This is a genomic window from Bacillus sp. FSL K6-0923 (assembly GCF_038630825.1).
In the GTDB taxonomy this organism is placed as follows: Bacteria; Bacillota; Bacilli; order Bacillales; family Bacillaceae; genus Bacillus; species Bacillus pumilus.
The window spans coordinates 1,247,913-1,273,661 of sequence record NZ_CP152044.1; the positions used below are offsets into that span (position 1 = coordinate 1,247,913).

Annotated in this window: 27 protein-coding genes; 18 read left to right on the forward strand and 9 right to left on the reverse strand. The window is 39.3% G+C overall.

Translation table 11 applies throughout. The features are described from left to right. Window position 1: 1 nt before the first annotated feature. The 3 genes from MHI16_RS06230 to MHI16_RS06240 form a co-directional block, all read right to left on the reverse strand. A complete protein-coding gene (locus tag MHI16_RS06230) occupies window positions 2-709 on the reverse strand; it encodes an amino acid racemase (protein ID WP_342498147.1) in 708 nt (235 codons plus the stop codon). A gap of 103 nt (window positions 710-812) precedes the next feature. Beyond that, window positions 813-1,376: a GNAT family protein gene (locus tag MHI16_RS06235; RefSeq protein ID WP_003211367.1), complete on the reverse strand. Its 564-nt coding sequence runs from the start codon at window positions 1,374-1,376 to the stop codon at window positions 813-815. Window positions 1,377-1,392: 16 nt separating this feature from the next. Then, the gene (locus MHI16_RS06240) at window positions 1,393-2,283 is read right to left on the reverse strand and encodes a LysR family transcriptional regulator (protein ID WP_106029867.1); all 891 of its coding nucleotides are present in this window, start codon (window positions 2,281-2,283) and stop codon (window positions 1,393-1,395) included. A 127-nt stretch (window positions 2,284-2,410) separates the two neighbouring features. Here MHI16_RS06240 and MHI16_RS06245 point away from each other — a divergent pair, with 127 nt between their 5' ends. Next, the gene (locus MHI16_RS06245; RefSeq protein ID WP_106029866.1) at window positions 2,411-3,565 is read left to right on the forward strand and encodes an MFS transporter; all 1,155 of its coding nucleotides are present in this window, start codon (window positions 2,411-2,413) and stop codon (window positions 3,563-3,565) included. 120 nt (window positions 3,566-3,685) lie between these two features. On the opposite strand, the gene lpdA is transcribed toward MHI16_RS06245, so the two are convergent. Beyond that, entirely contained in the window at window positions 3,686-5,080 is a 1,395-nt protein-coding gene (gene lpdA, locus MHI16_RS06250) for a dihydrolipoyl dehydrogenase (RefSeq protein WP_342498148.1), read from the reverse strand. A gap of 185 nt (window positions 5,081-5,265) precedes the next feature. Here lpdA and MHI16_RS06255 point away from each other — a divergent pair, with 185 nt between their 5' ends. The 8 genes from MHI16_RS06255 to alr all read left to right on the forward strand — a co-directional run bounded on the left by MHI16_RS06255 (window position 5,266) and on the right by alr (window position 11,525). Then, a complete protein-coding gene (locus MHI16_RS06255) occupies window positions 5,266-5,835 on the forward strand; it encodes a TetR/AcrR family transcriptional regulator (RefSeq protein ID WP_342498149.1) in 570 nt (189 codons plus the stop codon). A gap of 27 nt (window positions 5,836-5,862) precedes the next feature. Beyond that, window positions 5,863-6,279 carry a GNAT family N-acetyltransferase gene (locus MHI16_RS06260; protein ID WP_342498150.1) on the forward strand — a complete coding sequence of 139 codons (417 nt, stop codon included), beginning with the start codon at window positions 5,863-5,865 and terminating at the stop codon, window positions 6,277-6,279. Between the two features lie 169 nt (window positions 6,280-6,448). Continuing rightward, complete coding sequence (locus tag MHI16_RS06265; protein WP_268498065.1) at window positions 6,449-6,970, forward strand: ClbS/DfsB family four-helix bundle protein; 522 nt, start codon at window positions 6,449-6,451, stop codon at window positions 6,968-6,970. 172 nt (window positions 6,971-7,142) lie between these two features. After that, the gene (locus MHI16_RS06270; RefSeq protein ID WP_268498063.1) at window positions 7,143-8,276 is read left to right on the forward strand and encodes a tetratricopeptide repeat protein; all 1,134 of its coding nucleotides are present in this window, start codon (window positions 7,143-7,145) and stop codon (window positions 8,274-8,276) included. A gap of 224 nt (window positions 8,277-8,500) precedes the next feature. Continuing rightward, complete coding sequence (locus MHI16_RS06275; RefSeq protein WP_041815429.1) at window positions 8,501-8,734, forward strand: hypothetical protein; 234 nt, start codon at window positions 8,501-8,503, stop codon at window positions 8,732-8,734. Window positions 8,735-8,961: 227 nt separating this feature from the next. Continuing rightward, complete coding sequence (locus MHI16_RS06280; protein ID WP_268498062.1) at window positions 8,962-9,411, forward strand: GyrI-like domain-containing protein; 450 nt, start codon at window positions 8,962-8,964, stop codon at window positions 9,409-9,411. Between the two features lie 137 nt (window positions 9,412-9,548). Further along, window positions 9,549-10,178, forward strand: a complete 630-nt coding sequence (locus MHI16_RS06285; protein WP_342498151.1) for a hypothetical protein — start codon at window positions 9,549-9,551, stop codon at window positions 10,176-10,178. 165 nt (window positions 10,179-10,343) lie between these two features. Then, complete coding sequence (gene alr, locus MHI16_RS06290) at window positions 10,344-11,525, forward strand: alanine racemase (protein WP_058014240.1); 1,182 nt, start codon at window positions 10,344-10,346, stop codon at window positions 11,523-11,525. An 82-nt stretch (window positions 11,526-11,607) separates the two neighbouring features. Here alr and MHI16_RS06295 read toward each other — a convergent pair whose 3' ends face one another. Next, window positions 11,608-12,720, reverse strand: coding sequence for an NAD(P)-dependent alcohol dehydrogenase (locus tag MHI16_RS06295; RefSeq protein WP_169056336.1), 1,113 nt, complete (start codon window positions 12,718-12,720; stop codon window positions 11,608-11,610). Between the two features lie 212 nt (window positions 12,721-12,932). Here MHI16_RS06295 and MHI16_RS06300 point away from each other — a divergent pair, with 212 nt between their 5' ends. From MHI16_RS06300 to hag (MHI16_RS06325), 6 genes are all read left to right on the forward strand, one after another. Next, complete coding sequence (locus MHI16_RS06300) at window positions 12,933-13,547, forward strand: TetR/AcrR family transcriptional regulator (protein WP_058014238.1); 615 nt, start codon at window positions 12,933-12,935, stop codon at window positions 13,545-13,547. A 165-nt stretch (window positions 13,548-13,712) separates the two neighbouring features. Continuing rightward, on the forward strand, window positions 13,713-15,188 hold the full coding sequence (locus MHI16_RS06305; RefSeq protein ID WP_058014237.1) for a kelch repeat-containing protein: 1,476 nt from the start codon (window positions 13,713-13,715) through the stop codon (window positions 15,186-15,188). Window positions 15,189-15,420: 232 nt separating this feature from the next. Next, the gene (gene hag / locus MHI16_RS06310) at window positions 15,421-16,320 is read left to right on the forward strand and encodes a flagellin Hag (protein ID WP_058014236.1); all 900 of its coding nucleotides are present in this window, start codon (window positions 15,421-15,423) and stop codon (window positions 16,318-16,320) included. 267 nt (window positions 16,321-16,587) lie between these two features. After that, window positions 16,588-17,508, forward strand: coding sequence for a flagellin Hag (hag, locus tag MHI16_RS06315; protein WP_058014235.1), 921 nt, complete (start codon window positions 16,588-16,590; stop codon window positions 17,506-17,508). A 340-nt stretch (window positions 17,509-17,848) separates the two neighbouring features. Further along, on the forward strand, window positions 17,849-18,739 hold the full coding sequence (hag, locus tag MHI16_RS06320; protein WP_058014234.1) for a flagellin Hag: 891 nt from the start codon (window positions 17,849-17,851) through the stop codon (window positions 18,737-18,739). A gap of 289 nt (window positions 18,740-19,028) precedes the next feature. Then, on the forward strand, window positions 19,029-19,928 hold the full coding sequence (gene hag, locus MHI16_RS06325) for a flagellin Hag (RefSeq protein WP_058014233.1): 900 nt from the start codon (window positions 19,029-19,031) through the stop codon (window positions 19,926-19,928). 32 nt (window positions 19,929-19,960) lie between these two features. Here hag (MHI16_RS06325) and MHI16_RS06330 read toward each other — a convergent pair whose 3' ends face one another. Then, on the reverse strand, window positions 19,961-21,433 hold the full coding sequence (locus tag MHI16_RS06330; RefSeq protein WP_058014232.1) for an FAD-dependent monooxygenase: 1,473 nt from the start codon (window positions 21,431-21,433) through the stop codon (window positions 19,961-19,963). Between the two features lie 220 nt (window positions 21,434-21,653). Between MHI16_RS06330 and MHI16_RS06335 the strand changes: the two genes are divergently transcribed. Then, window positions 21,654-22,478, forward strand: coding sequence for a methyl-accepting chemotaxis protein (locus tag MHI16_RS06335; protein WP_058014231.1), 825 nt, complete (start codon window positions 21,654-21,656; stop codon window positions 22,476-22,478). A 36-nt stretch (window positions 22,479-22,514) separates the two neighbouring features. Here the strand turns inward: MHI16_RS06335 and MHI16_RS06340 are convergent, their stop codons facing one another. Next, window positions 22,515-22,886, reverse strand: a complete 372-nt coding sequence (locus tag MHI16_RS06340) for a DUF5412 domain-containing protein (RefSeq protein WP_058014230.1) — start codon at window positions 22,884-22,886, stop codon at window positions 22,515-22,517. A gap of 244 nt (window positions 22,887-23,130) precedes the next feature. Here MHI16_RS06340 and MHI16_RS06345 point away from each other — a divergent pair, with 244 nt between their 5' ends. Continuing rightward, entirely contained in the window at window positions 23,131-23,754 is a 624-nt protein-coding gene (locus tag MHI16_RS06345; RefSeq protein ID WP_058014229.1) for a poly-gamma-glutamate hydrolase family protein, read from the forward strand. A gap of 16 nt (window positions 23,755-23,770) precedes the next feature. On the opposite strand, the gene MHI16_RS06350 is transcribed toward MHI16_RS06345, so the two are convergent. Continuing rightward, entirely contained in the window at window positions 23,771-24,319 is a 549-nt protein-coding gene (locus MHI16_RS06350) for an ImmA/IrrE family metallo-endopeptidase (protein ID WP_058014228.1), read from the reverse strand. 311 nt (window positions 24,320-24,630) lie between these two features. On the opposite strand from MHI16_RS06350, the gene MHI16_RS06355 reads away from it, so the two are divergent. Next, complete coding sequence (locus MHI16_RS06355) at window positions 24,631-25,530, forward strand: N-acetylmuramoyl-L-alanine amidase (protein ID WP_058014227.1); 900 nt, start codon at window positions 24,631-24,633, stop codon at window positions 25,528-25,530. Here MHI16_RS06355 and MHI16_RS06360 read toward each other — a convergent pair. After that, window positions 25,519-25,650: a hypothetical protein gene (locus MHI16_RS06360; RefSeq protein WP_260850301.1), complete on the reverse strand. Its 132-nt coding sequence runs from the start codon at window positions 25,648-25,650 to the stop codon at window positions 25,519-25,521. The two genes, MHI16_RS06355 and MHI16_RS06360, sit on opposite strands and share 12 nt — an antisense overlap. Window positions 25,651-25,749: the final 99 nt, after the last annotated feature.

Genomic DNA, 25,749 nt, shown 5'->3' on the forward strand with positions numbered 1-25,749 from the left:
ATTACGTACTTTTAATGTTTAGCTTTTCAAGCTCATATACTAATTTTACAGCTTCTTTCGCCAAAATGACAGTAGGGTCAATCACTTTCACCTCTTTAGTTGACCTTAAGACTAAGGGGATTTCTGTACAACCGGCAATGATGGCTTCTGCGCCTTGATTGATTAAAATCTCTGCAGCTAACGCCAATTCGCTTTCGCCTTCACTTAATTTTCCTGCTTTCACCGTATATATCCCATTCATCACGTTTTTCTGAAGATTTTCACTAGGAGTCATGACGTCAATCTTGTGATGAGCACAAGCCCTTTGATAGAGCTGGGTTTTTAATGTGCCATCAGTACATAGTAAGCCCACAGATGTATAGTGATGTTTGTTTAGATAATTTGCGGTTTCTAATGGCATATTCATGATAGGGATATGAGTGGAATGTCGTACGTTTTCTAAAAAGAAGTGAGCGGTATTGCATGCAATGAGAATAAAGTCCGCTCCTGCACGTTCTAATCTCTTAGCTGATGCAATCATATCATCTGTAGGATCTTCGCCTCTCCCAAATATGGCATTGGTTCTATCAGGGATTTGCGGATAATTATCAGCAATCACATGGATATGATCCTGATCTTTTATCGCTGGAGTATGAGAAATGATTTTTTTCATCAGATCAATCGTTGCTAAAGGACCCATCCCGCCCATAATTCCGATCGTTGTAGACATATACGCCACCACATTTCTTTTTTTTCTATTATAAAAAAAGAAAGCATGGTGAGCGTTATAGAAAAGTTCTATATGTATATAGAAGGTTGATCAAAAGCGTCTTTTAATGGCGCTTAGCGGCCCACTCCGATTGGACAATCGCATATTGATATTCATCGACCCAATGTCCCTTCGACATATAATTTTGCAGCAAATGTCCTTCGCGTCTCATTTCTAAACGTTCCAGCACGCGAATAGATTTTTCATTTCGCACATCTGTAAAGGCAATGATTTTATGTTTGTTTAGTGTCATAAAAATATATTCGAAAATTGCACTTAGAGCTTCGTGAATATAGCCTATTCCTTGGTATTCAGGCGCGAGTGTAAAACCTATTTCAACGATTCTAGGCTCACTGTCAAGTGTATGAATGGCACAATCTCCTATCAGCTGATTGGATTCAGATAAGGCAATCGCATATTGAAACCAAGACCCCGGTTGATTAGGTTTTTGTGTCATTTGATGTTGAACAAATGATTCAGCTTCTTCGTACGTATAGTTTTCCCAAGATTGAAATTTTGCAATAGAGGGATTTGCTCGGTACTGATAAAACGGTTCGATATCTTGCCTATCAAATTGGCGGATAACCACTCGGTTTGTCTTTGTGAATATGTTGTTTGCATTCTTCATGTCTTAACCTCACTTTTTAGTTAGTTCTTGATTTGAAAAAGTCGATCAGCCATTCAGATAGCTGCTGCTGTGCTTTGCTGACAAATCGATCTGCATAATAAATTAATTCCAGGTGACGAACAGGTGCTGGCTCAGCAATAGGTATCGAAATAATATTTGGCCATGTGGCATGTTGTTGTAGCAATCCTCGCGGCTGAATGGTTGCACCGATGCCAGCTTCAACCAGCTGCAATAATGAAGATGCGGACCCAACGTCCATGACAGTGTCTAGTTCAACACCCTGTTCTTTACATACGTCATCTACTAAATCCCTACCTAGATATCCCTTCGGATACATGACCAAAGCATGCTGCGTCAGCTCTTCCAATGTCACTTCATTCTTTTGGGCTAGTTCACTTTCTGAATGAACAAATAATTCGTAGGGCTCACTTCCAAGAGGCATTTGAACGAGACGCTTATCCGCAGGCCCTCGCAGCCCGATGCCGAGATCCACTTTATGCGACAGAACTTCTTCACGAACGAAGATGGTTGAATATGCTTTCAGATTGGTTTCAGGATAAAGTGTTTTAAATTCTACAAAAAGCGGAACAAGCTGAAAGTCAAGATCGGAAGGGAGGACTGCAAGCCGAACGTTTCCCCGTTTTTCAGATAATAGTTCTTTCATCGCATTTTTTGCATCTCTTTCAGCTTGGAGCATTTTCATCCCATATTGATATAGCAGAGAACCCGCTTCGGTTGCGACGACTTTTTTGCCGATTCGATCAAAGAGCGGCATCCCAACTTCTGCTTCAAGCAGCCGAATCTGCTGGCTTAATGTAGGCTGTGATATCCCTAATTGCTCAGCAGCTTTTGTGAAATGTAAATGATCGAATACAGCCATGAAATATGTAATATGCCGAGTATCCATTTGTCATCCTTTCATTAATAATAGTTTTTTACTATCATCATAATACGAATTATTGTATTGATCAATGAATGCGGCGGATTTATACTCAAAGTAGCTTCAACAAGTAGAGAGAGGAAGAAGTGCATTGATGAAAAAAATATTTTATTTAGCCGCTTTATTTTTAGCTGCATTAAACTTGCGCCCAATCATTACGTCCGTGGCTTCTATGATGAGTATGATCCAATCAGAGCTTGGTGTGAACGCACTGACAGCCAGTCTTTTGACCACTTTGCCTGTCCTTTGTATGGGGGTGTTTGCACCCGTTGCGACGACACTCAGTCGGCGTTTTGGTTTAGAGAGAACGCTTTTTTTCTCGATTCTTCTCATCACGATCGCTACTGGACTACGTGGGACGAGTCAAACGGTTGCCGTCCTTCTTATCACTGCATTTGCAGGAGGAGTTGGGATTAGCTTTGCAGGTCCTTTGTTGTCTAGTTTTATCAAAAAGTATTTCCCGAAAAATCCGGGGATTGTGAGTGTTTATTCTATTTCGATGACGATTGGGGCAGCACTTGCTTCCGGCTTCACCATTCCGATTTACCTACGCAGTCACCACCTTCCGTTTGCATTGTCTTGCTGGGCTATTCTAGGGGTGATCGCGCTTATTCTATGGGTAGGTATTGCTCGCAAAAATGAGCAGAGTGATCATGTAACCTTGCCGCTAAAATTGCCGCTGCGAAACAAAAAAGCCATTCAATTCACCTTGTTTTTTGGCTTTATGTCCAGTATGTTTTATTCTTTGACGGCATGGATTTCACCGATTGCTCTTAGCTTCGGAAACAGTCCGCAATATGCTGCCATGCTGCTGACCATATTTACACTCATTCAGATTCCGGTGGCACTACTCGTTCCAGCGGTCGTTACTCGATTAGGAAAACCGAAATTATTTCTCATCTTATGCAGTCTGTCTGAGCTGATTGGTCTCATCTTTCTTCTCCTGCCAATGCCGATCTTGCCAGCTGTCATTTTCCTAGGTATGGGTGCAGGTGGATTATTTCCTTTAGCACTTATGCTGCCCATTATTGAGACGCGTACACCGGAGGAAGCTGGTACATGGTCCGCCATGTCGCAGATGGGCGGGTATATCATGGGAGGATTCGGTCCGTTTTTCATTGGCCTTGTTTTCGATCTAAGCGGACATTTTTATGCTTCTATTGTGGCAATGCTTGTCATCGTCATGCTGATGATTGGCGTTCAGTTATCCATGAATCTCGGTAAAAAGCGTGAAGTAGGATCCAATTAACGATAAATTGACCGACGTTTTAATATGAGTGCTCAATTGAAATTGCCATAGCCTATTATTCTTAAATAAATAAGCTATGGCGATTATTTTGCTCAATTTTAGAAGCTACACCTGAACCAATTATCGTGCAAGATGTTTTTCAACTTTACGGGTGGCCATTTCTGCGGCCTCCATGATCATTTCACCTAATGTTGGGTGAGGATGAATCGTCATTGCTAAATCTTCTACTGTAGCACCAATTTCAATAGAGAGAGAAAGTTCTGATATAAGAGTAGATGCTTCTGCACCTACGATTTGTGCTCCTAAAATAAGGCCAGATTCGGCATGAGCTACAATTTTCACAAATCCTTCTGGTTCTTTTAATGCCAGCGCTCGACCATTAATGGAGAACATTGTTTTTCCAATGACAGTCGGAATGGATTGTTGCTTGCAATCTGTTTCGCTCAATCCGACACTCGCCAATTCTGGGCTGGAAAACACAACAAGTGGGATCGCTTTATAATCTATAATAGAAGGTTTACCAGCGATTGCCTCTGCTGCAACCTTCGCTTCATAGGAAGCTTTATGAGCTAGAGCAGGACCTTTGGTGATATCACCAATCGTATATATGTGCGGGATGGATGTTCTGCATTGTTCATCAATTTCAATCAGTCCGTGAGGGGTAATGGGCAACCCGATAGAATCAAGACCTAATGAACCATCAGTATTCGGTTTTCTTCCGACAGTAATCAGTGCATATTCCGCTTTCACCGTGTAGCTTTCTTTCTGTCGCTCGTAATGAAGATCAATTCCGCTCATATGCTGCTCAGCATTTTTGACATTTGCTCCTGTAATCACGGTGATGTGATCTTCTTTCAGTTGCCGAATAACAGGCGAGACAAGTTCACTTTCAAAGCCAGGCAATATTTGATTGCCGCCTTCTAAAATGGTGACTTCTGCTCCAAATCTTGCAAACATCTGTCCTAGTTCAACCCCAATATAACCACCCCCAACTACGACAAGGCTTTTTGGAATGTTAGGAAGAGATAATGCTTCAGTGGAAGACAATATACGACCTCCGAAAGGGAGTGATCTCATTTCAATCGGACGGGAACCAGTTGCTAGTATTAGGTGTTTGAAATTGATTCGCTTTTCACCTTTTTCGGCATGTTGAATCACCGCTGTATGCTGATCGATCAAGCTTGCCTCTCCTTCCAGAATGGTAACTCCTGCTGACTTTAGCAAAAATTGAACGCCTCCAGCTTGTTTTTTCACAACAGCTTTTTTGAACGCTTGAGCTTCCTTGAAAGAGTAGCCTTCTTGAAAAACCCCCCATTGTGTGCGGAGTTTGAACCGCTCTGCTTCTGCTATTAGTGCTTTAGATGGGATACAGCCTACATGGGTACACACTCCACCTAATTGATCACGCTCTACAATCGCTGTTTTCATGCCGAGGTGTGTTGAACGTAATGCCGCCACGTAGCCTCCCGGACCTGATCCGATCACTAATGTATCTACTGTTTCTAAATGAATCATTTCTGCACCTCCATCTTTAAAATATGATAACCATAATATATTATATCCATCATATTTTGATGGAGTCAATCCCATCTAAGTGAGGAAAGATGGATTTTAGTCAATTTGACACTCAAAAATATGATGATTATAATATTTTGATAAACACACTTAGCAAGAGTTAAAGTGAAGGAGGGAGTAAGAAGATGCCTTATCCGAAAGGTCATAAGTCAAAAGTGAGAGAGCAAATCATTGCAAGTGCTGCACGAGCATTTCGAACAAATGGCGTTCGTAATATCAGTTTGCCATTCATTATGAAAGGGGCAGGTCTAACTCATGGAGGGTTTTACGCTCACTTTAAGAACAAGGATCAGTTGGTGAAAGAGGCTTTTCATTTTGCTATTACTGATACGATAAAGCTGCTGCAAAGTGTTGCAGACAAGAAAGCAGACCAGCCTCGAATTCAGACGATCATTGAATTCTATTTAAGTTCCGTTCACCGTGATCAGACGGAGGTCGGCTGTATACTGCCTGCGCTTGCAGGGGAGATTTCTCAATTATCGCAAGAGGTACGGAAAGTTTATACTGATGAACTGAAACGATTTATGGCGTTTATAGCTGATGCTGGAAACATAGATCTCTCTAAGAGTTACGCACTAGTAAGCAGCATGATTGGTACAATTGCTCTTGCACGAGCTGTCAATGATTCGCAGTTCAGTGATCAATTGTTATTGGCAGGCAGAACACAGGCAAAACACATTCTAGAGGCGACATAACATTTAAAAAACATAGGGGATGATGCGATGTTGATTAGAGAAGCAAGCATAGAAGATTATCCACAATTAAGACAAATCTATTTAGCATCCCGCCGTCAGAGCTTTCACTGGCTTAATACAGAAGAAATCAATCTGCAAGACTTTGATCAAGATACGCTGGAAGAACAAATTTTCTTAGCTGAAGACAACAACAAAATCCTCGGATTCATCTCGCTCTATGTACCAGATCGTTTTATTCATCTCTTGTTTGTGCATCCAAAAGCTGCTGGTCGAGGGGCTGGTGATCTGCTGCTCAAACATGCTATCAAAGTGCTCGGAACACCGGTCACCCTCAAATGTGTCTCTGACAATCACAAGGCTTTATCTTTTTATCAAAAAAGAGGTGTTGTAGAAGAAGGGGAGCCTGGGGAGAGATACTGGGTGTTTGTTTATGATGGAACGTAAAGAGTGTCTTCTTTTTTCGCAGCCGCTTTTATAGCTTTACTTTATTGAGCTATTGCTTTTTCGCTCGATTAAGAATAATTTCAGTATCATGAGCTACAGTTACTTTTTTGTACTTTTGCAAGATATGTTCCGAGAAAAATTTGCACAAAAAGAACTAGAGGTGAGTCATATGACAAGCTATGAGTCAAAAGATGTTTTAAAGCAAGCAATCATGAAATCGTACAATCAATACGATGAAGAATTCGATATGATCCCAGAAGAAATGAAAGATGATCAAATAGAGGATGTAAGCCGAACTCCTGCAGAAAATTTGGCCTATCAAGTTGGCTGGACTACCCTGCTACTTCAATGGGAGCAAGACGAAACTGAAGGAATGGTTGTCCATACGCCAGCAGAAGGTTATAAATGGAATCAGCTTGGCGCATTATATTCTCTTTTTAATGAGAAGTATGCTTGTCAATCACTTGTCGCATTAAGAGCTCAGCTCAAACAGAATGTTTTAACTATTTGTAATATGTTAGATCGTATGAGTGAAGAAGAAGTGTTTGAACCTCATCAACGAAAATGGGCGGATGACGCTACAGTAAAGGCTGTCTGGCCAGTTTATAAATTTATTCATGTGAATACCGTTGCCCCTTTTAAAAATTTCCGTACTCAAATTCGTAAATGGAAACGATTAAAACAAGTATGACGTGAAGGATATACTAGATGTAGACCTGAATGTATCATTAGAGAGTACAGGAGGAGAGGTCTTCTTTAAAGAAGCTTTTTTTGTTCTTTTGCGGTTTCTTTTCGGTGCCGGACGATTTATGAAATGATAATATATGTCATTATAGGGAAAATAGAGGAAGGGGTAAGGGCTGATGGAGAAAGTGCTTTCTTCTCACGTCGGTTTGAAAATCAATGAATGGTATTATCACATTCAACGATTTAACGTACCAGACGCCGAAGCATATAAAGAGGAAATCAAATCAATGCTTGATCATATGGAAGAAAATCAAGATTTATTATTGTATTTCTCACTTATGGAGTTCAGACATAAATTAATGCTTGATTACTTGAATCCTTTAGAAAATGGGAAAGAGCGGGCGAACTTTAGGGAACTCGCACTGAAGATCAAAAGGGATCAAGAGAAATTAACAGGATTGCTCGAGTATTATTTCAATTTTTTCTACGGCATGTATGAATTTGAAAACTATGAATACCTAAATGCGATTACCTTCTATAAGCGGGCAGAAAAAAAGCTGTCTCTTGTCAGCGACGATATTGAACGTGCCGAGTTCAATTACAAGATGGCAGAAATTTATTACCACATGAAACAAACCCACATGTCGATGCACCATATTGCACAGGCGATAGACTGTTACAGAGAAAAAGATACATACACAGTGAGAGAAATTCAATGTTCTTTTGTGATTGGATTAAACTATATCGATATGGGCTGCCCCGAAAAAGCGATACCCCATTTTCAACACGCACTAGAAAAAGCCGCCGACAACTCAACAAAACGATTAAAAGGATCAGCACTTTATAATTTAGGGTTGAGTTATTTTCATAACAAAGAATTAGCACAAGCGATTACTCATTTTAATGATTCAATACGAGCATTTAAAGAGCAGGGATACGAGCATTTAAATAGAATCTTAGATCCGCTCATTATGTTGTCAAAAGCCTACTTCAAAAAGAAAGAACAGGACTTAGGTACATTTGCATTAAATAACGGTATAGAACTATCTGAAAAGCTGAAAGACCATGTTCTATTATTGATATTCAAGTTTTTAAGATCTCTATACATTGACAACAATTTTGAGCAGTTGGAAAAAATAATGGAATTGTTAGAAGTAAAGTCAATGTATCCTGACCTCGAAGATTTAGCAAAAGATGCTGCAAAATATTATAATGAAATGGGAGATAAAGACAACGCGATGCATTTCTATGAAAAGATTCTTTATTTCCAAACTCAAGTAAAGCGGGGGGACTGTCAGTATGAAATTTAAAACGTTATCAGTGGTATTCGTGATGATTAGTGTCATAAGTGTTGTTGGTTATTTTACGTCTGAAGTGACAGCAAGTCATGATGAAGCTAGGAGAGGTCACACTGCAAGTATTGGTTATACTGCTTAAGTAAAAAGCCCTTTAAGGGCTTTTTACTATAAAACGGAATATACGCTATGAACAAAGAATATTTTCTCCATAGAAAACATACTGAGGAGGAAGTGAAATGACAATGTTAAAATCAACAGTATTTCGAAAGATTTTCATTATATTTTTTGCTTTAACCTTTATGATTAGTCTGTTCAATATGGCTGTGTTTCCAGGGACACCAGTGTCTTATTATGTTGGCCTGGTTTGTAAGATGTTGTTTATCAGCTTGTTAAATGGTCTGTTTTTCGGAACAATTATCTATTTGATTGTTACCCTTCTCTTTGCTAAATCTTCAAAGGAAAATCAATAAACCAGTGAGCGGCTAAAGACCGTTCTTTTTTATTTTTAAAAATGGGATATGCTATTTAAAGAGATGATGAGATGACTTAATTTATGATCTAAATCGCAATTCCAGTGAATATTTTTCCAACATAATTCAATTATTTTTAATAACCTGCTGTATTATATTTTAAAGGATGTTACCGTTGGATGTAAGGAATGATTGGCCAATCTTCCAATAAGAGTTGGAGGGAAATCATGAATTACAAAATTGAAATGTTAACGAATATGAAAATGGTGTATATGAGAAATATAGGACCATATGGCAGCAAAGAAAATGTAGAGATGATGAAGAGATTTAAAAAATGGATCAATCAACATCAATTAATTGATGAATTAAAGGAATTTGGTATATATGGTGTTCCTCAAGATGATCCTGGAAAAATTCCATCAGAAAAATGCAGATACGACCTCATGTTGATGACAAATAGAGATTTCTCAAAAGGTCAAATGGTTCAGACTGGACATTTCGAAGGGGGAAAGTATGCTGTGTTTACAGTGACACATACAACCGAAAAAGTGAATTTATTTTGGAGCCAATTGCCTCAAATGATCCAAAACAATCAATTGAACATGCGTCAGGCATCTATTATGGAAAGATATAGAGAAGAAGAAGGCGTGTGTGAATTCTTACTGCCTATCTTTTAAACACTTGAATGAAGTTCAATGGGAAAACAGATCTTTATGGTCTGTTTTCTTCATATAAATATTCTTAAATCACCTTACTTCAAATGCTATACTATGGCTAAACCATTCATGAAGGGTCATGATAGGAGGAGCATTGTGTGATATTCATCATAGGCATTATCATTGCTTTTATGATTGCTATTTTAGGTTTTACTGTTTTCGTAGATGTAGGGAATGGATTGGTAACGGCTCTTAGCATCATCGGAGGAATGGTCATTTTATTCATTGCCGGTAGATTACAAAGGCGAAAAGAACAGAATGATCCAAACATATTAATGGACAAAATGATGATGCTTTTTCACGAAGATGGGTTTCAAGCATCTACCTATTTCTTCTCAGAGCAAGTTGATAAGGGATTTGCGATTGATGATGAGTTAAAGAAAATGCGCTTTATTGAACATCAGCCTGATGGGTCAACTAGTAAAAATAGATTTGCAGTCACTGAGCTATCCTTGAAAGATTTGAAACAAGTTGTGATGTTAGAAGATGGGGTGCCGATTGCTTCAGCTGAGAGAGATGATAAAGAAGAGGTCTCAACGCTTGAATTAAGATTAATAATGAATGACCGAGAGTCATCAACGATCACGATCAACTTCTTGCAATTTGATGTGCCTGTTCATAAAAGCAATGCTCAATACTTAGCTGAACGGGAAAATTTGCAGGAGATTTATCATGATATTGATGCAATGATGAAATCTGCGGATGACATTGAATATCATCGCACATAGAGAAGAAATCACAGTTGATGTGGTTTCTTTTTTTATGTGCAACAAGACAAAGCAGGTTCAGTCATTGTAGCTGAATGTTTTTCTCAAAAATGAATAAAGATAGACTAGACACAAAAGCGAACATGGATATAGAAAGAACACTCATGTGATGAGGAGGAAAAATAAATGAAAAAGCTATGCAGGGAAGTCTGGATCGAAGTCAATCTTGATGCGATTAAAAGAAATATTGAAGCCATTCAAGCGCATATTCCAAGGAAAAGTAAGATCATGGCTGTTGTGAAGGCGAATGCTTATGGACATGGCTCAGTGGAGGTGGCTCGGCAAGCACTGGAAAGCGGTGCGACGGAGCTTGCAGTTGCTAGCTTGGAAGAAGGCATTGTGCTGCGAAGAGCAAAAATTGAAGCGCCGATTTTGGTTCTTGGGTTTACTCCGCTCGACTGCGTGAAAAGGGCTGCGGCTTGGAGAATTGATCTATCTGGCCTTCGTGAAGACTGGATTGTTGAAGCAAATGAGATCTTAGCAGAAGAAGAAAGTCAGCGCCGGCTTGGGATACATGTCAATGTCGATACAGGGATGGGGCGACTAGGTGTACGGACGAAGGAAGAGCTGTTAGGAGTAGTGGAAGCCCTTGAAAAGAGTGAAAACCTTAGCTGGGACGGAATTTTTACGCATTTTTCCACTGCGGATGAGCCTGACCCTGATTTCACGCTGCTGCAGCACAGTATTTTTATTGATTTTCTTCGCTTTTTGAAAAAACAAGGAATTAAGCTGCCGACCGTACATATGAACAATACAGCGGCTGCCATCGCGTTTCCTGAATTTAGCGCCGATATGATTCGGCTGGGCATCGGACTTTATGGAATGTATCCCTCGCAATACATTGAAAGCTTAGACGCTGTTCAGCTAGAGCCGGCTCTCAGTTTAAAAGCGAGAATTGCGTTCGTGAAGGAAATGGTAACAAAGCCAAGGACCGTCAGCTATGGGGCAACGTATGTAGCAAAGCCTGATGAAGTCATTGCCACCATACCAATCGGTTACGCAGATGGGTACTCACGTGCTTTATCAAATCGGGGATTTATGCTTTTCCGTGGAGAACGAATGCCGATTGCTGGCCGAGTCACAATGGATATGACGATGATCAGTTTAGGAGAAATGAAAGCAAAGCAAGGCGAGGAAGTCGTCATATACGGACGTCAGAAGGGCGGAGAAATTTCTGTCGATGAAATCGCTGAAATGCTCAATACAATCAACTACGAAGTCATCGCCACCCTAAGCCGCCGCGTCCCAAGATTTTATCGTCGAGGCGGGAAGATTATTAAAATATCGACGCCGGTGATGTATGTGTGAGTTCAATTTGTCTCTAAAAGCTCACCACAAATGAAAATCCGAATAGCCCCCTTTACATGGCAAGGGGGCTAACTTTCAAGACTTAAGCACGATACTCTTTATCTAAAATAAGAATTGGTTTAATCGTAGATCCATTTTTAGAATCTTCAAAGGCTTGTTCAATATCTTCTAATTCGTAGAATTTTGCTAGTTTCTCAACTGGGAATTGTCCATTTTTAAAGAACTTTACTAGTTTAGGAATAAATAGTTGTGGAACGGCATCCCCTTCTATCACACCTTTTAATGTGAGAGCATTGAGCATTAGATCATTTGTTACATTAAATGTTAAATCGCGCTTCCCTACTGCTACTGTTGCACAAGTCCCTTTGACACGCAGGCAATGAAGGGCTGCTAGAGTGACTTCTGGTACTCCAGTTGTTTCAAATGAGTAATGTGCCCCTTTGCTTTCTGTTATTTCCTTAATTTTTTCAACTGGATTCTCATGCTTACTGTTGATGATATGTGTTGCACCTAATTCTTTTGCTAACTCAAGGCGGCTATCATGAATATCAACGGCAATAATCGGATCACAGCCAGCGATTTTTGCTGCCATTAACCCACTTAACCCAACAGCGCCTGTACCGAAAACAACAAAGCTTGTTCCTGGTGCTGGAGCAAGTGAATTTAAGACAGTGCCGCTCCCGGTCATTAAGCCACAGCCAAATGGTCCTAAATAACGTAAATCTGTTTCTTTGTCTACTTTCACTACATTTTTTTCATCAACCGTTGCATATGTACCAAATGATGATTGACCAAAAAATTGTGATACATCTTCATGATCATGTGTATGAATAGGCGTTTCATTATGCTTATTACGACCAGAAAAATTCAGTGGAATCATGTTTTCACATCCACCAGCGTTCCCATCTAGACAATTATGACAATGACCACAATAAGCGAAACCTAGTACAACGTGGTCTCCTTCTTGAACGGTTGTGACATTAGAACCTGCTTTCACTACAATGCCAGAGCCTTCATGTCCTAATAAAGCAGGACGTGGGACAGGAAGCGTTCCATCTAATACTGTGGCATCAGTATGACAGACGCCAGATGCAACTATTTTGACAAGCACTTCATCTGCTTTTGGATCATCTAGTAATAATGTTTGTTTCTCGAAATCTTTTTCATTTGTTGTGACCATCGCTTGAATTTCCATATCATGTGCCCTCACTTTTTGTATAGTATGATATTCTAAAGAAGTTAGATCAAATGTCACAAAAAATTCATTTCTTTATGACTAAGTTGATTGTAGGACGAAAGATTTTTCGTTTCAATCAGCAAAAAAACTTTTTTGTATAGGTTTTCAACACACAGGAATTTATGTATCTCTAATCAACATTTTTTTAAAAGTGTCTAAAGGAGGGGCCGATGATCAAAAAAGAGGATCGCCGTGTTGAGCGAACAAAAGAAACACTTCGTCAAACATTCAAAGTACTAGTAAAAGAAAAAGGATATTCGCACGTAAAAGTGAAGGATATTGTGGAAAAGGCAAATTATAACCGGACGACGTTTTATGTGCATTATGAAAGTAAAGATGAATTAGCAGAAGATTTTATTCACCGAGAAATGGAAGATTTTGAATATGAATTTTGTAAGCCAACTCGTGAAAATCCACTGTTAGATTTAACTCGCATGAAACCAGAAGGCACCGATGTATTTCAATATATCGTCGAAAATCGTGACTATTATGATTTATTAGTGATGGAAGACCGCATCCCTCAAATACAAGAACAATTGCTTAAGAAAATACAATATATCTTCCAAAATAGAATGTCGTTTGTAAGTGATCAGTATGCAGAAATCAACGACAGTTATTTTATCCAATATCGTTCATATGGCATTTTTGGTTTTATCATTGAATGGATCAGAAATGACTACAATGCGTCTGCCTCTGAAATGGCACGCCGCATAATCAATTTATTATATAATCAATCCTCACTCATGATTCAGCTGAAAGGCGAAGAACCGATTATTAAAACGTAACGCTTAGAACTATCCTTTATAACACTACATATTTAGATGATTGAATGAGTGAATTTTGGTGTCAATCGATTTTTAAAGTGATTCATCTCAATTTCTTTAATTTGTAAACTTTGTGAAAAAAAGAACGATAAAAGGAGGGAATATAACGAGTTGGAGGAATAGGAAATGAAAAAAAGGTTTTTATTATTCATCACGGTACTTCTGTTAATGAGTACCCTTAGTCCATTCAAAGCAAATGCAGCAGAAAAACCAACTGGATGGACAAAAAGAGCTGATTTGCCAGAAGAACGTATTAATGCTGGTGTGGGGGTCGTTGATGGAAAGATTTATGTGTTTGGTGGAGCGAGTGAAAAAAATAAATTAAACAACCAAACATTTATGTATGACCCTAAGAAAGATGTGTGGGAAGAGAAAGCCAGTATGCCAAGATATAGAACAGGTGGAACATATGCTACTGTAGGTAAAAAAATATATTTAATAGGCGGGATTAACGAAGATACTAAAGTAGCTTATAACACGATTGATATATATGATACAGAACTTGATCAGTGGGCTGAAGAGCCAATTCAAATACCTAGAGACCCTGTGTTCTCGACTTATAGTAAGGGAACTTTGTACGCAGTTGCAGTAAAAGAAAATATATATATTGTATCTTCAAAAAACTCTTATAAGAATAATGTCTATCAGTATAATACAGACTCCGGTGAATGGAAGAGCTTGAACTCATCTGCTTTACCGTCTCGAAATGGGAGAGCTATATCTGCAATTGACGGCAAAATATATGTTGCCGGTGGAGAAAATTCGATCGGGCATAGTAGAGAAAGATCTTTGTTCCAGTATGATATTTCAGCAGATACATGGAGTAAATTAAAAGATAGTGACTTAACTTCATATGTATTTGAACCGGCTTACGAAACATATAATGGGAAATTCTTTGTTATTGGAGGACAGCGGACTGGTGATCGATCAAGTGAAATGCTGAATAAAGTTCAAATTTTCAATCCTAAAGATGGTCAATTTAAAAATTCAGCGTATGATTTACCAGAAGGTAGAGTATCAGCTGTCGCCGCAATTGTTGATGACCAATTATATGTCATTGGCGGACGTAACTACTCATATTATATGGGGAATTTTTCTGCAAAAAGTGATTACAAATCAGTCATTTCTATTCCGTTAAGCGACTTGCAAATAACTGAAGATGAAGAAAAGCCAGATGATGATACAGCAGAAGAGCCAAAAGATCAGGATGGGACAAAACCTGACGATGGCTTAACAGGAGAGCCAAAAGATCAGGATGGGACAAAACCTGACGATGGCACAACAGAAGAACCGAAAGATCAGGATGGAACAAAACCTGACGATGGCGCAACAGAAGAACCAAAGGATCAGGATGGAACAAAACCTGATGAAGAAGTAACAAAGGGTATACTTTCAATTACTATGATAAACGGACTGCAAAAAGATTATTTGCTTTCAATGAAAGAAATCAACGATTTTCTTAACTGGTATAAAGAGAGAAGTTTTGGAATTGGGATGAACTTCTATGAAATCAGTGATGAACACAATAAAGGCCCGTTCACAAGTAAGAAGGATTACGTGGTGTACCAAAATATTTTAATGTTTGATATCAAGCAATATTGATATTCATAAAACGATAATGCTACTGATCTATCATCAGTAGCTTTTGTTTTTTATAGAATTGTTCAAATTAGGATCAACGTCATGAAAAAACACGATATCTTTTAAAAAATCTGCTAAACATCCTATAACCACGTCCGATAATAAAATTGTCAGGGTTGATAAGCCCTAGAATAAAGGACTTTTTTCAGACAAGGACGTCTGTCAGGTCCCACATACATGGAGGTAATAGGAAATGAGAATTAACCACAATATCGCAGCACTTAACACATTGAACCGCTTATCTGCAAACAACGGTGCGAGCCAAAAAAACATGGAGAAACTTTCTTCTGGTCTTAAAATCAACCGTGCAGGAGACGATGCAGCAGGTCTTGCAATCTCTGAGAAAATGCGTGGACAAATCCGCGGATTAGAAATGGCTTCTAAAAACGCACAGGACGGTATCTCTCTTATCCAAACAGCTGAGGGTGCATTGACAGAAACTCACTCAATCCTTCAACGTGTTCGTGAACTAGTGGTTCAAGCTGGAAACACGGGTACACAAGATGAGACAGACCTTGGTGCAATTCAAGAAGAAATCAAGAATCTTGTCCAAGAAATTGGTAATGGTACTGAGAAAAATGGTATCTCTGATCGTACTGAGTTCAACGGTAAAAAATTGTTGAATGGTGCTTTCGCTGATGGTACAGCTACTTTAACATTCCAAATCGGTGCAAATAAAGCACAAAAATTAGATGTAAATATCGAAGCAATGTCTTCTGACAAACTAGGAGCTCTTAATAATGGAACTCTTGTAGCGGGTCAAGCAGTCTCTAACATTGATGTTACACAATTCGCTGCTGCTACACCAACACTTACATTTGATCAGCAACTAGACATCGTAGATGGTGCAATCAAACAAGTTTCAGATCAACGTTCTAAACTAGGTGCGGTTCAAAACCGTTTAGAGCACACAATCAACAACCTTGGTGCTTCTGGTGAAAACTTAACGGCTGCTGAGTCTCGTATCCGTGACGTTGACATGGCGAAAGAAATGAGTGAGTTCACAAAGAACAACATTCTTTCTCAAGCGTCTCAAGCAATGCTTGCACAAGCGAACCAACAGCCACAAAACGTACTTCAATTATTACGTTAATGACAGGCCCCTTTATGGGGCTTTTTTGTTCCTATTAATTTAATATAAGCTTTGAAATCATCACTTTAATCGATAGAACAATAGAAACCTTTTTAAACTAAATAGTGAATAAAGTTATGTAAAATTGATCAATAAATATTAAAAAATGTTAAACTTCCTATGAAATAATCCGATAAAAGTATTGTCAGGGTTGTTAAGCCCTAGAATAAAGGACTTTTTTCAGACAAGGACGTCTGTCAGGTCCCATATACATGGAGGTAATAGGAAATGAGAATTAACCACAATATCGCAGCACTTAACACATTAAATCGTTTATCTGCAAACAACGGTGCGAGCCAAAAGAACATGGAGAAGCTTTCTTCTGGTCTTAAAATCAACCGCGCAGGAGATGACGCAGCTGGTCTTGCAATCTCTGAGAAAATGCGTGGACAAATCCGCGGATTAGAAATGGCTACTAAAAACGCACAAGACGGTATCTCTCTTATCCAAACAGCTGAAGGTGCATTGACTGAAACTCACTCAATCCTTCAACGTGTACGTGAGCTTGTCGTTCAAGCTGGAAACACGGGTACACAAGATGAAACAGACCTTGGTGCTATCCAAGAAGAAATCGCTAACCTAGTTCAAGAAATTGGTGACGGTTCTGGCAAAAACGGTATCTCTGATCGTACAGAATTTAACGGAAAGAAATTGCTTGACGGTTCTTTCAGCGCAGCTGGTGCTACACCAAAATCATTAACATTCCAAATTGGTGCAAATAAAGCACAAAAATTAGATGTGAACATCGAAGCAATGTCTTCTACAGCACTTGGTGCAGTTGACCCCGCTACTGGTGCTCTTATTGCAGACCACGCAGTAGCTGACATCGATGTAACACAATTTGCTAATCCGACTGCTGCTGGCGCACTTTCTTTTGATGATCAATTAGATATTGTTGATGGAGCTATCAAACAAGTATCTGACCAACGTTCTAAACTCGGTGCAGTTCAAAACCGTCTAGAGCACACAATCAACAACCTTGGTGCTTCTGGTGAAAACTTAACAGCCGCTGAGTCTCGTATCCGTGACGTTGACATGGCGAAAGAAATGAGTGAGTTCACAAAGAACAACATTCTTTCTCAAGCTTCACAAGCAATGCTTGCACAAGCAAACCAACAACCACAAAACGTACTTCAATTACTACGTTAATGAAGAGCCCCTTTTATGGGGCTTTTTTTATGTCTACTGATGATTGAAAAAAGCAGATCTTGATTATATCAATGTGAGACACACTTGGTGCGCACTTGTTTTTTAAATAAATAATATGATGAGAAGAACTAATATTTTAAAAGGAGCACACAATACGTCTTTTCCAAAGAACTAAATCATGAATTAAGACTGATAATTTAATAAATAAATATTAAAAAGTGTTAAACTTCCTATAAAACAATCCGATAAAAGAATTGTCAGGGTTGATAAGCCCTAGAATGAAGGGCTTTTTTCAGACAAGGACGTCTGTCAGGTCCCACATACATGGAGGTAATAGGAAATGAGAATTAATCACAATATCGCAGCACTTAACACATTGAACCGCTTATCTGCAAACAACGGTGCGAGCCAAAAGAACATGGAGAAGCTTTCTTCTGGTCTTAAAATCAACCGTGCAGGAGATGATGCAGCAGGTCTTGCAATCTCTGAGAAAATGCGTGGACAAATCCGCGGATTAGAAATGGCTTCTAAAAACGCACAGGACGGTATCTCTCTTATCCAAACAGCTGAGGGTGCATTGACTGAAACTCACTCAATCCTTCAACGTGTTCGTGAACTAGTTGTTCAAGCTGGAAACACGGGTACACAAGACGATACAGATCTTGGTGCGATTCAAGAGGAAATCAATAATCTTGTTCAAGAAATTGGTAACGGTACTGATAAAAATGGTATCTCTGATCGTACTGAATTCAACGGTAAAAAATTGTTAAATGGTGACTTTGAAACAGCTACATTAACTTTCCAAATTGGTGCAAACAAAGCACAGAAATTAGATGTAAATATCAAAGCAATGTCAGCTGATAAACTTGGAACAGATCCAACTGATGCAACTAAAACAGTTTCAGCTCTTAAAGTAACTGATTTTGCAACTATTGCTGCAGGTGCTGCAGGTGGTTTTAATGATCAATTAGATATCGTTGATAATGCAATCAAACAAGTTTCAGATCAACGTTCTAAACTAGGTGCGGTTCAAAACCGTCTAGAGCACACAATCAACAACCTTGGTGCATCTTCTGAAAACTTAACAGCAGCTGAGTCTCGTATCCGTGACGTTGACATGGCGAAAGAAATGAGTGAGTTCACAAAGAACAACATTCTTTCTCAAGCTTCTCAAGCAATGCTTGCACAAGCGAACCAACAGCCACAAAACGTACTTCAATTACTACGTTAATGACGAGCCCCTTTTATGGGGCTTTTTTTTATGCTGTTTTTTTCCGCATTTTCTCCAGTCTTATGATTCTTAAATCCCTCTGACAAATCATGAAAAATGACCTTTAAATTTGGCATACTCTAGCGAAACGATCATAACGAATGAGACTTTTACCTTATTTATTCCTTTTTTGTTAAACAAATTCCATGAAGGTTCGATAAATGGATTGTAAGGCTTACGAAAAAATTCTAATTTAGAACTTTTGGACAAGGATGTTCAATTGGTTCAAAACACATGGAGGTCATGAAACATGAGAATTAACCACAATATCGCAGCACTTAACACACTGAACCGTTTATCTGCAAACAATGGAGCAGGGCAAAAGAACATGGAGAAGCTTTCTTCTGGTCTTAAAATTAACCGTGCGGGAGACGATGCAGCAGGTCTAGCAATCTCTGAAAAAATGCGTGGTCAGATCCGTGGATTAGAAATGGCGACGAAAAATGCTCAAGACGGTATCTCTCTTATTCAAACAGCTGAGGGTGCATTGACTGAAACTCACTCAATCCTTCAACGTGTACGTGAACTCGTCGTACAAGCTGGAAACACTGGTACACAAGATGAAACAGACCTTGGTGCAATTCAAGAGGAAATTGATGCACTAGTTCAGGAAATTGGGAACGGTACAGATAAGAACGGTATTTCTGACCGTACTGAATTCAACGGAAAGAAACTTCTTGATGGAACTTTTGCTGCTGAGCCAGAAGGCGGAGAACCGAAGAAACTAACTTTCCAAATTGGAGCTAACGGTGCGCAGCAATTGTCAGTTCATATTGAAGCAATGTCTGCTGATAAACTTGGCGTTGAGGATAAAACTGTTTCTACGATTAAAGTAACTGATTTCGCCGAAATTGCAGCAGATGAAGAAGGTGGATTTAACGATCAATTAGCAATTATTGATGGAGCGATCAAACAAGTTTCAGACCAGCGTTCTAAACTTGGTGCCGTCCAAAACCGCCTAGAGCACACAATCAACAACCTTGGTGCTTCTGCTGAAAACTTAACAGCTGCTGAGTCTCGTATTCGTGACGTTGACATGGCGAAAGAAATGAGTGAGTTCACAAAGAACAACATTCTTTCTCAAGCGTCTCAAGCGATGCTAGCACAAGCCAACCAACAGCCACAAAACGTACTTCAATTATTACGTTAATCAAAAAGCCCCTTAAAGGGGCTTTTTTTGTTTCAATTGAATGACAGTAGTTGCTGTAAACGAAAGTCAGGAACCGCTTCATGGAATAAAGCTCGATTGCGTTCTTCGTCCTCTTGATCCCACTGACTCCACCATTCAGCCGTTTCGCCAGAAGTGTCGGCTTGAATCATGTCATGCAGCTGTTCTAAGTTGATGATGTCTCTCGGTTCAGTTAAAAAAGAATGCATTCGGTGATACGCCTCAAGACGTTCAGGCTGTTTTGTTACTATGGCGTATTGTACGTAGCGATTTAAAAATCCTTGTACGAATGTCAAATGGGGAATGGTTGTTTCTCCTTTTAATTCAACGCCTTCCCACGCCATATCAGCAATCGCACAAAGCCACCAGCCAAGTTCATTGGCATGCTGCATTTGTTGTAATGTGTCCTTTTCAAAAGATAGCTGCTTATTTTTTTGTGCTTGTTTGAGCATACGCTCAAGAACTTGTGCTTCGAGTGCGGCCTTTGTCATTCCTTGCCCGTGAATAGGATCTAATGTACACAAGGCATCGCCCATCACCAATAATCCACTTGGCCATTCGTGCATTTGTTCATAGTGATGTCTCACGCAAGAAGGAACTCTAAACCCTTTTGGTTTTGTATAGGGCGTTAAATGAGTGATGGCATCTGCTATTGCTGGATGCGCGAGTGCAGCCGTTTCTGAATCAAATTGATCAGCATCCGTTGTTGGATAATGTGATCCGCCAGCTGCAGAGAGAAGAACAGCTACTAAATCATGATCTACGCGTTCAAACAGTCCTGTTGGAATTTGCCTGTCTGGCTGACCCACGACGACCATTGATTGCTGGTATGGCGCTTCTGGTGGTATTTTGTAATATCTAGTGCTGTAACCGAGTGACACACTTAATTCATCTGTCTGCGGTAAGGTCAGTCCAGCATCTTTCAGCCATTTTGGCAATTTAGACATTCTTCCAGACGTATCGATCACTAAATCTGCTTTCATTTCAAAAATGCGTCCCGGCTTTTGATGCCGATCTTTCACGATCAGTCCGATGACTTGATTCGTTCCCTCTTTCAACTGAAGTGAGAGGGCTTCATGTTTTTCTAAACATTGCACCCGTCCCTCATTTAACATTCTTTGCATTAGCACCCACTCTAGCATGGCACGTCTTGTAACGGCTGTTTCTTCTGTATCAGTAAGCGTTAATTCACCATCTTTTGTGATAAATCGAGAGGTTTGTTGCCATGTATTAAATCCGCCCATTGTCAATAACTCTTTTGTATAGCCAGGGAATAGACGTTCAACGATTTGCTTGCCTAGTGGCAGCATTCTATGTGGATGAAAAGCTTGAGGAGTGCCGAGACGATTCTTAGGAGAGTCTGGCATTTCGTCCTTTTCGATAATAAAAACTTGATGATAAAACGTTGATAAAACTTTTGCAGCGAGTATTCCCGTCATACCGCCGCCAATGACGATCGCCCGCTCATAAGTCATAGGTTGTCTCACAACATGCGCCTCCAATGAATATATATAAAATGATTACATGAACATTTCATCATATGTTGATGCTTAAATTATAGCAAATTTACGTTTTGTTGAATATAGAGAGGGAATGTCCCTCTTTTTACTCATACATATGAGAAATAACTTTCATCATCATTATTTTTAAAAAATAACTATTATTTTAAGAAAAGCGGCCGATAAATAATATAAGGGGGTAGAGAAATTGGATATACTACAGAGTATAGTGACAGCAGCACCTTATATGATGCAGATTTTAAAAAATGAAGTGACGATGGGTGTCATTGACCGAGAGAAATTTTTGCTGTATTTGCCATCGAAAGATGTTGATTTTCAAATTCGAGCTGGTGAACGTATTAAACCAGATGATCTGAATATGAAAAAAGCGCTGAGAGGTGAGACATCGAGTATGTTTGTGCCTGAATCAGTATATGGAGTACCTTTAAATGCAATGGGATTGCCCATTTTTGATGAAAACGGGCAAGTGATTGGTGCCCTCGCTTTAGGATTTCCGCTCAAAAATCAAATAGAGCTTGAAGCGTATATGGATTCATTGAATGACATTATTCAAAGTATTCAAGAAAAGGTGCACGTGGTGGCGGCGCATTCAGAGGAGCTTTCTGCTACAAGTGAGGAGATGACCTTACAAACGCAGCAAACTCTTGAAAGCTCGAAACAAACAGCCGATATTACAAAAATGATTAAAGGTATCTCGAAACAAACGAGTTTGCTAGGATTGAATGCGTCAATTGAAGCGGCCAGGGCAGGAAAAGACGGAGCAGGTTTTAGTGTTGTAGCAAGTGAGGTTCAAAAGCTTTCAAGTGAAACTTCACGTGCAACAGAAAACATCGAAAGCTCATTACAAGGAATTTCCTCCAATATACATACATTACTTGAAAGTATGGACCATATGAAAGGTTCTTCATCAGAACAGGCTTCACTTGTGACGGAATTTAGCGAAATTGTTGATCGATTGACAACGGTTAGTACAGATATGAAGAAATTTATGCAAACCGTCATGGCAACGTAAAAAACGAATCCAAGAGGATTCGTTTTTTGTATGTCGTTATTTTCTCTTGTTCTGATCAAAGCGATAATCGTAGGTGTCGCCTTTCACCACATTTAAAAACTCATGTCCAATTTGAACAAGCTGTCCGTTTTTCCATTTGATGAGAGGGTCCTTATCAGGGTATTTCCAGTAAATCGTTTTCTTGCGATGGGTCAGTTTGTTTTCAATTTCTGCTCTGACTGCGTTTTCCTTTAGCTTTCCTCCGCTATGCTGATAGGTGTTGATGATATACATTCCGTCAGGTGATGACATCGAGCGGATGAATGTTCCGTGAGACACGCCTTGAAGAGAGAAGCATTTCCAATAAATAATGCCAGCGAAGCTAAGGAGTAAGATGATAAGAGTGAGGGTGGTTTTCTTTTTTAACATGAATTCCTCCAGATGTAGATCACAATATTTCTAATTTATGAGAGAGAATACAAAAAGATTCATATAGTCCAAAAGTTCTATTCGTTTCAATTATCGGTCATTTTTTCTCAAAATTCAACAGAATGCCGTAAATGTAAGGAAAATTTAAGGAAGAATTCAAGAGGTATATTTGATTCGAAACCTCTTTACAAAAGAATGAGGGATCAGTAGACTTATGCTCATATAAAGAAATGGAGCAGATGACATGATGCAAATTATCGATACGTATCAAAATTATGAAGAGCTCTCCGCTCATGAAAGAAAAGGGATTGATTATCAAATTCTTCACGAGCGGAAAGGTGACCAGCTGCTAGTTTTGTCTCCTCATGCTGGAGGAATTGAATCAGGCGTGAGTGAGCTTGTTCATGAAATTTCTAGTGACTATTCTATGTATTTATTTGAAGGCCTTAAAGTAAAAGGCAATCATGTGCTTCATATTACAAGTACACGCTTTGATGAGCCGCTTTGCCTTTCAGAGGTGCATACCCATCATTATACGTTTGCACTTCATGGCTACGGAGAAACAGAGGAGCTTCAAACGTTAGTGGGAGGTACGGACAGAGAAAGAGCGACAGAAACTGTGAAGCGTTTAACGCAAAATGGCTTTCAAGCATTGCTGCTAGCCGAATCTGATCGTTTTTCTGGAACGCATCCTGATAATATCAATAACAAATGTCTGACAGGAAAAAGTGTACAACTTGAAATTAGTCAGGCGCAAAGAAGAGCATTCTTTCAAGACTTTAGGCGTCAATACCGGCGAGATACACAAACTGAACAATTTTATCGGTACACAAATGTACTCAAACAAGTATTAGCTCTTTATGAATAAACTTTTATGCGATAATTTACGTTTGATAAACAGCTTCTTTTTCAGCGACTCTTTCTGCTTTCATTAAATAAGACGTAAACTCCTGCTGAAAGCGAATACCTGCTTTTCGCTGTTCGAATAAGGCAAGCCGCTTTTCAGCAAAAGTCCAAGTGACATGAAACGTTTGAGCAATATGAAAAATGGCTTGCTGCCGAAGGGGTGGAAGCTTCATTTTCATCAGCATAAACGTTGGAACACAAAAGTGATACATGAATTGTTTTGCCTGAAACTCCTGCAATTCTCGAAAGAGTTTGTTCATTTTGAAATGATTTCCTGTATGCTTTAGCACATGACAAAGCTCGTGGGCAAAATCCTGCCACTGTTCTTCAGGTGATAGGGATCTGTTTAAGATAATACTGTAAAGACCTTGATGCTGGATCATCATGCTGCCAGTCTCCTCGTAATGGACCCATACGCGAAATTCAGAAGCGATCCTTTGCATCTCTCTATAAGCAGGACCGCTTATTTGTAATTGAGCATATAAACGCTTAATATCTTCTTCTAAATGGGTTAAAAAACCAGTCATTTGAAAACCTCCATACAAACGTATGTTCTATTTTTGGCGTAAAAGAAAAGCCCATATAGGACTAAATAGCTAAATGAGCTATTTACTTACTTTTATTATCGGTTTATTTTTAACAATTTTAACATAAAATCAAGGAAAAATGGAATTAATTCCTGTTTTTTTCTGTATTTTTGCACGTTTCACGACTAAAAAGAGTGAATTGAATTCAAATTTTACCATAGTCTTCTCATGAAAACAAACAAGTATTGTCTTACGAATGCCACCGATTGATGAGAAAGATCAATTCAATCTAGCAAAAGGGAGTGCAGTACATGGTACAAATTTATCAAGATTTTATTCCAGTTGGAAACGGAAACCGCCCAGGGTATGCGATGACACCGGAGTATGTAACGGTGCATAACACAGCAAACACGTCAAAGGGAGCGGATGCGAAAAGTCATGCGGCCTATGTAAAAAGCCCAACGACAGAGGTGAGCTGGCACTTTACAGTGGATGATCATGAAATCTTTCAGCATCTACCGTTAAATGAAAATGGTTGGCATGCAGGGGATGGTCATGGGAATGGTAACCGGAAGTCGATCGGAATTGAAATTTGTGAGAATGTAGATGGGAATTTTCAGCAAGCGGTCAAACATGCACAATGGCTCATTCAAAAGCTGTTAAAAGAACATCACATACCGCTAGCAAATGTGGTCACACATCAGTACTGGTCAGGAAAAGCATGTCCACGCCAGCTTCTATCTACTTGGAATGAATTTAAAAAAGGGATTGAAACAGCAGAAGATCCTGAGACGGTCATCACATATGTCGTGAAAAGCGGGGATACGTTAACGAGTATTGCGAAAGCTCATGGGGTCACAGTTCAAGATTTACAGAAGTGGAATGACATTAGTGATCCGAATAAGATTCAAATTGGACAAGTTCTCAAAATTTATCGTAACGATGCAAAGAGCTTGTATGAGCTGCCAGATGGGGTTTTAAAGGTGACTTCTCCATTGACAAAGGGAGAGCACGTACGCCTCGTCCAGCAGGCGCTTGCTGCTGTTTATTTTTATCCTGATAAAGCAGCTGCAAATAAAGGAATAGACGGAGTTTACGGAGAAAAAACGGCGAACGCCGTAGCACGTTTTCAGCTGGTAAATGGTCTGACAAGTGATGGGGTATACGGACCTAAAACGAAGGAAAAGCTTCTGAAGCTGTTAAATCAGTGAGTGTTTCTGTTTGGATGATTGGATGACTGCTTCACTTTGTTCATTTAATCGACGCATATAAGGCGACGACTTAAATTCAGCAAACTGAACATATCTCAATTGTTTGATTTTCTTTTTCATTTATTGGCACCTCAATCGTTGCAGCGTATAGATTATTGTATGCAAGTCTATGTAAAAATGGAAGCAGGACGCGGATTTTGTTCCGCGTCCTTTAGTGTA